The organism is Finegoldia magna (assembly GCF_002243175.1).
Lineage (GTDB): Bacteria > Bacillota > Clostridia > Tissierellales > Peptoniphilaceae > Finegoldia > Finegoldia magna_J.
Window position 1 is genome coordinate 1 of record NZ_NDYF01000018.1, and the last position, 3,032, is coordinate 3,032.

General features: G+C 45.6%; 1 rRNA gene. It reads left to right on the forward strand.

The features are described from left to right. The first annotated feature begins 32 nt into the window (after positions 1-32). Positions 33-3,010, forward strand: a 23S ribosomal RNA gene (locus tag B9N53_RS09050). Positions 3,011-3,032 lie beyond the last annotated feature (22 nt).

Here is a 3,032-nt window from a genome sequence, read left to right on the forward strand (position 1 = left end):
ACATTGAAAATCGAATAACAGTATATATTTCCGGTCAAGAAACTAAGGGCGCAAGGCGGATGCCTTGGCACCAGGAGGCGAAGAAGGACGTGACAAGCAACGAAAACCTCGAGTAGGAGCAAATATCCAGTGACTCGGGGGAATCCGAATGGGGAAACCTACTAGACACACTCTAGTATCCATACGTGAATACATAGCGTATGGAGGCGAATGTTCTGAACTGAAACATCTAAGTAAGAACAAGAAAAGAAAGAAAACTCGATTCTCCAAGTAGCGGCGAGCGAACAGAGACAAGCCCATTAAAGTAAGACTAAACTGATAGACAAATCTTATGGAAAGAAGAACCAAAGAAAGTAACAGTCTTGTAGTCGAAATCAGAATAGAGACACTTTAAGAAGAGTACCACGGAGCACGTGAAATTCTGTGGGAAGATAGGGGGACCACCCCCTAAGGCTAAATACTACCTGGTGACCGATAGCGAATAGTACCGTGAGGGAAAGGTGAAAAGAACCCCGGGAGGGGAGTGAAACAGAACCTGAAACCTTGCGCCTACAAGCAGACAGAGGAAGAAGACTTCTAATGTCGTACTTTTTGTAGAACGGGCCAGCGAGTTACGATACGTAGCAAGATTAAACATTTAAGATGTGAAGTCGAAGGGAAACCGAGTCTTAATAGGGCGAAAGTTATGTGTTGTAGACCCGAAACCGGGTGATCTATCCATGGGCAGAGTGAAGGTAAAGTAAAATTTACTGGAGGCTCGAACCGGGTAGCGTTTAAAAGCTATCGGATGACCTGTGGATAGGGGTGAAAAGCCAATCGAACTCGGATATAGCTGGTTCTCCTCGAAATAGCTTTAGGGCTAGCCTTGTTTTAGATTACAGGAGGTAGAGCACTGAATAGTCTAGGGGAAGTAATTCTACCGAAACTTATCAAACTCCGAATGCCTGAAAATCGATGAACAGGAGTCAGACCATGAGGGATAAGCTTCATAGTCAAAAGGGAAACAGCCCAGACCACCAGTTAAGGTCCCAAAATACAGATTAAGTGGGAAAGGATGTAATACTACTCAGACAACCAGGATGTTGGCTCAGAAGCAGCCATACATTTAAAGAGTGCGTAATAGCTCACTGGTCAAGTGGTAATGCGCCGAAGATGAACGGGGCTAAATCTGATACCGAAACTGTGGGATAGAAAAGCAATTATGCGAGAAGTATGAAGTGAGACTTAGGAAATATATCAACTAGTAAAGTAAGAGAGAAAGACATTAATTAACTATTAAACGATACAATTTCTAAAGAACTTAACAACATACAACTGGCATAATAGCTTTTCTATCGGTAGAGGAGCGTTGTATATGAATTGAAGCAAAAAGCGTAAGCAATTGTGGATTATATACAAGTGAGAATGCTGGCATGAGTAGCGAAAAGGGATGTGAGAATCATCCCCGTCGAAAGCCCAAGGATTCCTGAGCAAGGCTCGTCCTCTCAGGGTAAGTCGGGACCTAAGGCGAGGCCGAAAGGCGTAGTCGATGGACAACAGGTAGAAATTCCTGTACTACAAGATTGTGATTGAGAGAAGTACTGACGCAGAAGGAAAAGTCGAGCGTGTGAATGGTAGAGCACGTCCAAGTAACAAGCCAGAATATACAGGCAAATCCGTATATTCGTCAACGTAAGTTATCATGGGGAGCAGAAAGATGCGAAGCGACAGATTCAAACTGCCAAGAAAAGGTGCTATCGAATAATCTTGTACCCGTACCGCAAACCGACACAGGTAGGCAAGAAGAGAATTCTAAGACGCGCGGAAGAACCTTTGTTAAGGAACTCGGCAAAATAATCCCGTAAGTTAGCGAGAAGGGATGCCTAAGAAATTAGGTCGCAGAGAATAGGCCCAAGCGACTGTTTACCAAAAACACAAGTATCTGCTAAATCGAAAGATGAAGTATAGGTGCTGACACCTGCCCGGTGCTGGAAGGTCAAGGGGACTTGTTAGAGCAATCGAAGCAACGAACTTAAGCCCCAGTAAACGGCGGCCGTAACTATAACGGTCCTAAGGTAGCGAAATTCCTTGTCGGGTAAGTTCCGACCCGCACGAAAGGTGTAACGATTTGGGCGCTGTCTCAACAAAGGATCCGGTGAAATTGTAGTAGTCGTGAAGATGCGACTTACCCACGGTAGGACGGAAAGACCCCGTGGAGCTTTACTGCAGGTTGACATTGAATTTTGGGATTAAATGTACAGGATAGGTGGGAGACTAAGAAGCAAGCTCGCCAGAGTTTGCAGAGTCACTGTTGGGATACCACCCTTTTAATTCTAAAGTTCTAACTAGTTACCATGAAGCTGGTAATAGGACACTGTCAGTCGGGCAGTTTGACTGGGGCGGTCGCCTCCAAAAAAGTAACGGAGGCGTTCAAAGGTTCGCTCAGAATGGTTGGAAATCATTCAAAGAGTACAAAGGCAAAAGCGAGCTTAACTGCGAGACAAACAGGTCGAGCAGAGACGAAAGTCGGACTTAGTGATCCGGTGGTACCGAGTGGAAGGGCCATCGCTCAACGGATAAAAGCTACCCCGGGGATAACAGGCTTATCTCCCCCAAGAGTCCACATCGACGGGGAGGTTTGGCACCTCGATGTCGGCTCGTCTCATCCTGGAGCTGGAGTAGGTTCCAAGGGTTGGGCTGTTCGCCCATTAAAGAGGCACGCGAGCTGGGTTCAGAACGTCGTGAGACAGTTCGGTCCCTATCCACCGTGGGCGTGAGAAATTTGAGAGGATCTGTCCTTAGTACGAGAGGACCGGGATGGACAGACCGCTGGTGTACGAGTTGTACTGCCAAGTGCACAGCTCGGTAGCTACGTCTGGGAAGGATAAGTGCTGAAGGCATCTAAGCACGAAACCAACCTCAAGATAAGATTTCTATGAGATTACTTGAAGAAAACAAGATAGATAGGTCAGAGGTGTAAAGATAGTAATATCAAAGCTAACTGATACTAATAAATCGAAAACTTGACTGGAAATATATACTGTTATTGATTG